Source organism: Arhodomonas sp. KWT (assembly GCF_010993615.1).
Genome location: NZ_WNXE01000031.1, coordinates 1 through 6,507, shown reverse-complemented (window position 1 = coordinate 6,507; position 6,507 = coordinate 1). Strand labels below are relative to the sequence as shown.

Genomic DNA, 6,507 nt, shown 5'->3' with positions numbered 1-6,507 from the left:
GGATATTACACGGGTGTTGCAGGCGGGCCCGGCCCGGGGCAACGCCCCGGGGCCCGGCCATGCCTAGATCGCCAGGTACTGGTCGCGGAGCTCCTGGTTGTCGAGCACGTGGTTGGCCTCACCCTCGTAGGCGACCTCGCCCATGTCCAGGATCACCGCCCGGTCCGCGAGCTCCAGCGCGGCGATCGCGTTCTGCTCGACGATGATGGTGGTGATACCCAGGGACTTCACCTCCCTGAGGATGGACTCGATCTCCTGAACGATCTGAGGTGCCAGTCCCTCGTAGGGCTCGTCGAGGAGCAGCAGCTTGACATCCCGCGCCAGTGCCCGGGCCACGGCCAGCATCTGCTGCTCGCCGCCGGACATGGTGATCGCCTCCTGCTTGCGGCGCTCGGCGAGCCGCGGGAAGTGCTCGTAGATCTGCTCGATCGACCACCCCCGGGGCTCGGCGATCTGCGCCACCACCAGGTTCTCCTCGACCGTGATGCCGGGGATGATCCGCCGGTCCTCGGGCACCAGCTGCACCCCCGACTGCGCCGCCCGGTGGGTGGGCATGCGATGCAGCGGCTGACCGGCGAGCCAGATCTCGCCGCTGCGCAGCTGCGGATCGTGGGCCCGGGCGATGGTACGCAGGGTCGAGGTCTTGCCGGCACCGTTGCGCCCGAGCAGGGCGACGATCTCACCCTCCCGGACCTCGAAGCTCACACCCTGGACGATGTAGCTCTCGCCGTAGTAGGCGTGAATGTCCCGGCACGCGAAGTACGCCTCCTGTCCGCCCGCATCGGTCTGTGCCGGCTGCGCATGAGTACTGGCGCTCATTCCTGTGCCCCTCCCAGATAGGCCTCTTTCACTCGCGGATCGCCACGGACCTCGTCCGGCGCGCCGCCGGCGATGATGCGCCCCTGCGCAAGCACGCTGATCCGCTCGGCAAGGCTGAAGACCACGTGCATGTCGTGCTCGATCACCACCTTGGTCATACCCGTCTCGGAGATCTCCTTGAGCAGGTCGATGGTGCGGTTGGTGTCATGCCGGGACATGCCGGCGGTCGGCTCGTCGAGGAGCAGCAGCTTGGGTCGCGCGGCAAGGCAGACCGCGAGCTCCAGCCGGCGCTTGTCGCCCCGGGCCAGATGCTGGGCCTGCTCCTCCAGGTGATCGCCGAGACCGACCCGCTCCAGGGTCGCCGCGGCCTCCTCATAGATGGCGTGTCCCCGGCGCAGCGTCTCCGCGGCCTTGATGGAGAACTGGCCATCGCGGCGGGCAAGCGCTGCAATGGCCACGTTCTGCAGGAGATTCATCGCCGGAAAGACCTGCGGGGTCTGGAACACCCGCGCGATCCCCCGCTGGATGATGCTGTGGGGCTTGACCCCGCGCAGCTCGCGCCCGTCGAAGAGCACGTGACCCTGATCGGCCTCGATCAGACCGATGAGGACGTTGAGCAGGGTCGACTTGCCCGCCCCGTTGGGGCCGATGATGGCGTGGATGCTGCCGGTCCGGACCTGCAGGCTCACGTCCGTGAGCGCCTGCAGTCCGCCGAAGCTCTTGGACACCCCCTGAACGTCGAGCAGTGCCTGTTCACTCATGATCCGTCTTCCTCCCGTGTTCGTCACCGGCCTAGCGGCCGCCCAGCTGGGCATCCGCGCGGCGGCCCTTCTGGCGGTCCTCACGCATGGAGCCGGGGGCGTCCGGCACGTTATCCCGGCGCGACGGCACCATATGGCCCATCGCCTTGCGCACGCGGCGCGCGAGGTCGATGAAGCCGCCGGGGAGGAAGATCACCACCAGGACGAAGATGGCACCAAGGATCAGCTTCCACTGCTCACCGATAAACGCCTGCACGACGTTCTCGAAGAACAGCATGAACGCGGCACCGATCATCGGCCCGAGCAGCGTGTTCACGCCGCCGATCACGGACATGATCACGATCTCGCCGGAGGTGGTCCAGTGCATGAACTCGGTGGCGACATAGGGCTCGTAGACGACCATCAGCGATCCGGCGACGGCCGCGTAGAGCCCGCTGATGGTAAACGCCATCATCTTGTAGGCCATCACGTTGACGCCGGTGTACTCGAGCCGCATCGGGTTCTCCTTGATGGACATCAGCATCAGCCCGAACGGCGAGCGCTTGATCTGGCGTGCCAGCGCGAAGCCGCCTATGAGCAGCACGGCGCAGACGTAGAACACGTTAAGCCCCTGCATCGGCAGCCCGAGCAGCGTCGGCTTGGTGCTCATCGTCAGGCCGTTATCGCCCCCGGTCCAGCCCTGGAAAATCGACAGCACCGCCGCGTACAACATCTCGCCGAAGGCCAGCGTGAGAATGGAGAAGTAGATGCCGCTGCGCCGCAGCGTGAGAAAGCCGAGCACGATGGCGAGCACCAGGGTCAGCGACACGCTCACTGCGAGCGCCGGTATGATGTCGGCGCTGACGTGCTTGAGCATCAGACCCGTGGTGTAGGCCGCGGTACCGAAGAAGGCCGCGTGGCCGAACGACAGAAACCCGGTGAACCCGAGCAGGATATCGAAGCCCAGGGCGAACAGCGCCCAGATCACGATCTTCGTCGCCAGGGCCTCGTAGCCGCCGAGCAGCGGCAGCCAGAACGGCAGCAGCAGGACGATGGCGGCAAACACGCCGATCACCAGCAGCTCGCGCCCGCCACCGCTGGTCTTGGACATGGCACTCATTATTCGAACACCCCCTTCTTGCCCATCAGGCCGCGCGGACGGGTCAGCAGCACCACCACCGCCACCAGATAGATGATGATCTGCTGGATCGACGAATACTCGGCGGTGAAGCTCAGCGCCATGCCGAGCACCACCGCGGCGATCAGCGCACCGGCCACGGAGCCCATGCCACCGATGACCACCACCAGGAAGGAGGGCACGAGCATCTTCATGCCCACGGCCGGACTGACCTGGGTGATGGGCCCGCCGAACACGCCGGCGATACCCGCGATCAGCGCGCCGAGGCCGAACACCGCAGCGAAGCGGCGGGTGATGTTGATGCCGAGGAAGCGCACCATCTCCGCATCACGCATGCCCGAGCGGATGACCAGCCCGAAGCGCGTGAACTGCAGCAGGAAGAACAGCGCCCCGATCACCACGAGGGAAACCAGGATCAGGATCAACCGCCACTTGGGGAAGACCACAAAGCCGCTCAGGAACGGCACGTATTCGTGGAGCATGACGATCCCCTGACCCCAGGAGGGCACTGGATAGGGGATGTTGTTGGCGCCGAAGATCCACTTGAGGGCCTCCTCGGCGACGATCGCCAGCCCGAACGTGACCAGGATCTGGTCCGTGTGGGGGCGGTCGTAGAAATACTGGATCAGGCCGCGCTCGAGGATGATCCCGATCACGAACAGGATCAGCGGCACCAGGATCACCGCATACAGGAATCCCAGCTTGCCCGCGATGATCACGGCGCAGTAGGCGCCGATGAGATAGAGCGCACCATGGGCGAAATTGACCACGCCGAGGGTGCCGAAGATGAGCGTGAGCCCCAGCGCGATCATGGCGTAGATCATGCCGAGCTGCAGGCCCGTGAGAATCTGAAGGAATAGCGCGTTAATCAGGTCACCGGACATTGAACGACTCCACCCGCCGGGATGCGCCGCAGCCCCCGTCCGCGCGACGGGGCGCGGCCGGTCCCGCGATTATCAGTTTGCGACTGCGCTGATAAACGGTGCCACGGCCGTCGGCCGTGGCACTGTCGGCCGGAAGCCGCCGTCAGGCCGGCTTGTACGGACCCAGCTCCCCGGAGAAGGTATCCACCGGGTAGATCACGTCGTCACGCTTGACGTGCTGGACGATGTTGAGCAGGTCGTACTCGCCCTGCTTCTGGTCAGGGCCCTTGCCCTGCACCACCAGGATGTCCTTGAAGCACTGGTGGTCCGCACCACGGTAGTAGGCCTCGCCCGGGCCGGCACCGGTGAAGCGGAAGTCCTCGAGGGCCTTGATGACCTCCGGCGGGTAGAACGTCCCGGCCCGCTCGCAGGCGTTGGCATAGAGCAGGGTCTGCACGTAGCAGGTCTGTGCCGCCTGGGAGGGGGGGAAGCCGTACTCGTCCTCGAAGGACTTCACGAAGGCCTGCGAGCCCGCATCCTCGAGGGTCCAGTTCCAGTTGGTGGAGCCGAACACGCCGTCGATGTTGCTCGCACCGGCACCCTGGGCCATGAGACGGCTGTACAGCGGAACGACGATCTGGAAGTCCTTGCCGTTCTTCTGCATGTCCTTCATGCCGAACTGCACCGCCTGGGTGAGCGAGTTCACCATGTCCTTGCCGTAGTGGTTGAGCACCAGCACGTCGGCGTCGGAGTTGAGCACCGCGGTCAGGAACTGCGAGTAATCGCTGGTGCCGAGCGGGGTCATGATGTTGTTGACCGTCGTCCAGCCTTCCTTCTCGGTGAACTCCTTGATGGACTGATACTGGGTGTGGCCCCAGGTGTAGTCGGCGGTGAGGTGGAAGGCCCGGCGATCGGTGCCGTAGGCATCCGCGAGCACCGGCCCGAGGGCCTTGCCGGACATGTAGGCGTTGAAGAAGTGGCGGAAACCGTAACGCCGCTTGTCCTTGCCGGTGGTGTCGTTGGAATGGGTGAGGCCGCACATGAAGATGACACCCATCTCCTGTGCGAGGTACTGCTGGGCGATGGCCACCGAGCTCGAGGAGCCGCCGCCGTACATGATCACCTTGTCGCGTTCGATCATGCGGCGGGCGCTGGTGCGCGCGGCATCCGGGCTGGTCTGGGTGTCACCGCTGACGTAGCCGACCTTCTTGCCAAGCACCCCCTGACCGGTGAGCGAGCTGGGCTTGAGGGTCTCGAGCATGCCGCCGCCGTTGTTGAGATGCTTGACGGCGAGCTTGTAGGCGCGCAGCTCGTCCGCCCCCTCGTCGGCATACGCACCGGTCTGCGGCACGTTGAAGCCGAACATCACGGTGTCGCCCTTGACCGGGAAGTTGCCGATGGCGTCCTGTGCCCAGCTGTTGCGCGTGAAGATCATCGGCCCGGTGCCGGCGATCACCGCCGATGCGGCACCCGCCTTGAGCACGTTACGCCGGGACCAACCGCGATTGCTGTCGTCTTTCCTGTCGGTCATCACTCTCCTCCTCATTGTTGGCCGTTGCCGCGTTGCGCGGCGGCCATGGCTCACTGCTTCTTGTTCTGGCAGCTATTCATTTTCGTTATAGCCTAGCTACGATATCGGAGAACAGCAATGTCCGTGAACCATCCCACAGTTTTCCGGCGGGAGAGCACGGCGGCAGGCACCGAGGCGGGCGGGGAACAGAAGGGCGTGAGGGCGGGCGACTCACTCAGCCCCGGGGCAGGCCCCCTTGCCGCGGCGGCAGCGGATATCGGCAAGGGTGTCGCGGAACTGCTCGACGTGGGGACCACCGGCGGCCACGGCGGACTCCGCCGCCGCCTCGGCCTCGGCCAGGTCGCCCTGCTCGGCCTCGATATTGGCGAGATTGTTCCAGACCACCCCCTTGCCCTCGGCGACCCGTGGCAATGCGTCGATGAGCACCTTGCGGGCCGCGTCCGCATCGCCGGCGGCGTAGACGGCATTGGCCAGCCCGACGGCATACGGGCCACTCTCCGGCCAGCGCCCGGCCGCGGCACGCCAGTAGGGGATCGCCGGCCCCACGCCCGCGGTCCCCTCCAGGGAGGCCAGCGCCTGGAACAGCGGCCCGGGCTCGGCGGTGGCCGGCAGGCCCCCTGGCGCCGGGGTGACCATGGCCCAGTATTCCGCCCGCGCCCAGGTGTGCAGGAATGTCTTGAAGCTGATGCGGTGACGGCGGCGCTCGCCGGAACGCAGCACCACGGTGCCGTCGTCCGGATACAGCCCCACGACCACGGCATAGTGCCACCGCGGCCACCATCCGAACGCCAGGTTCTGGAGGACGATCACCGGGTGCCCGGCGCGGAGCTCGCGCTGAACGGCGGCGAGGCGGCCGTCGATCTGGTAGGCCAGACGTCCCGCGCGGCGCGCCGTCGCCAGCATCTCGGGCTGAAGGCTGCCGTTGCGTTCCGGGATGAACAGGGACCCGCCGAGCGCGTCCGGCGAGGTCTCGTAACCGCTCCACTCCAGCGTGCTCGCCAGCGAGGCGGGCCCGCAGTAGTAGGCGGTGTCGGGGAAGAAGGGCACGGCATCCAGCTCCGTGGCCGTCGTCCCCTCGGCAAGCTCGGCACGCTGCTCCGGTATCCCGGCGCAGGCGCTGAGGAGGATGGCGGCGAGCAGGGCCACCGCCATCGCCACGGGGCTTCGGCGGCGCCCGCCCGCGGGGGCCGGGGGATGCATCCTCCCCGGCCCCCCGGGCACTGCAGGGCTCAGTCCGGGCCCGACGGGCCTCGCATGCCTGCCGTTACGCCGCATGACCCCTTCCTGGACCGCCTAGCGGGCGGTGTTGTTGACGAACGGGAACACGTCGGTAAAGCCGAGGATGTCGGTGATCAGCAACACCACGAAGATGAACACCGCGGCCCCCAGAATGCTGGTGCCACCCGCGGGCATCTC

At 66.8% G+C, this 6,507-nt stretch carries 7 protein-coding genes; all 7 read right to left on the bottom strand.

Features of this window, described 5'->3' with window-relative positions; genetic code table 11:
- Window positions 1–63: 63 nt before the first annotated feature.
- Window positions 64–819: an ABC transporter ATP-binding protein gene (locus G7A99_RS07750; RefSeq protein WP_018718538.1), complete on the bottom strand. Its 756-nt coding sequence runs from the start codon at window positions 817–819 to the stop codon at window positions 64–66.
- Window positions 816–1,580 (bottom strand): ABC transporter ATP-binding protein, encoded by a 765-nt coding sequence (locus tag G7A99_RS07745; protein ID WP_018718539.1) that lies wholly within the window; start codon window positions 1,578–1,580, stop codon window positions 816–818. Before G7A99_RS07745 ends, G7A99_RS07750 begins: the two co-directional genes overlap by 4 nt.
- 31 nt (window positions 1,581–1,611) lie before the next feature.
- Window positions 1,612–2,679: a branched-chain amino acid ABC transporter permease gene (locus G7A99_RS07740; protein ID WP_018718540.1), complete on the bottom strand. Its 1,068-nt coding sequence runs from the start codon at window positions 2,677–2,679 to the stop codon at window positions 1,612–1,614.
- Entirely contained in the window at window positions 2,679–3,581 is a 903-nt protein-coding gene (locus G7A99_RS07735) for a branched-chain amino acid ABC transporter permease (protein ID WP_018718541.1), read from the bottom strand. The genes G7A99_RS07740 and G7A99_RS07735 overlap by 1 nt, the downstream gene beginning before the upstream one ends.
- A 142-nt stretch (window positions 3,582–3,723) precedes the next feature.
- Entirely contained in the window at window positions 3,724–5,091 is a 1,368-nt protein-coding gene (locus G7A99_RS07730) for a substrate-binding protein (RefSeq protein WP_018718542.1), read from the bottom strand.
- 210 nt (window positions 5,092–5,301) lie between these two features.
- Entirely contained in the window at window positions 5,302–6,243 is a 942-nt protein-coding gene (locus tag G7A99_RS07725) for a PA2778 family cysteine peptidase (RefSeq protein ID WP_240466171.1), read from the bottom strand.
- Between the two features lie 141 nt (window positions 6,244–6,384).
- The gene (locus G7A99_RS07720) at window positions 6,385–6,504 is read right to left on the bottom strand and encodes a PA2779 family protein (protein WP_240466170.1); all 120 of its coding nucleotides are present in this window, start codon (window positions 6,502–6,504) and stop codon (window positions 6,385–6,387) included.
- Window positions 6,505–6,507: the final 3 nt, after the last annotated feature.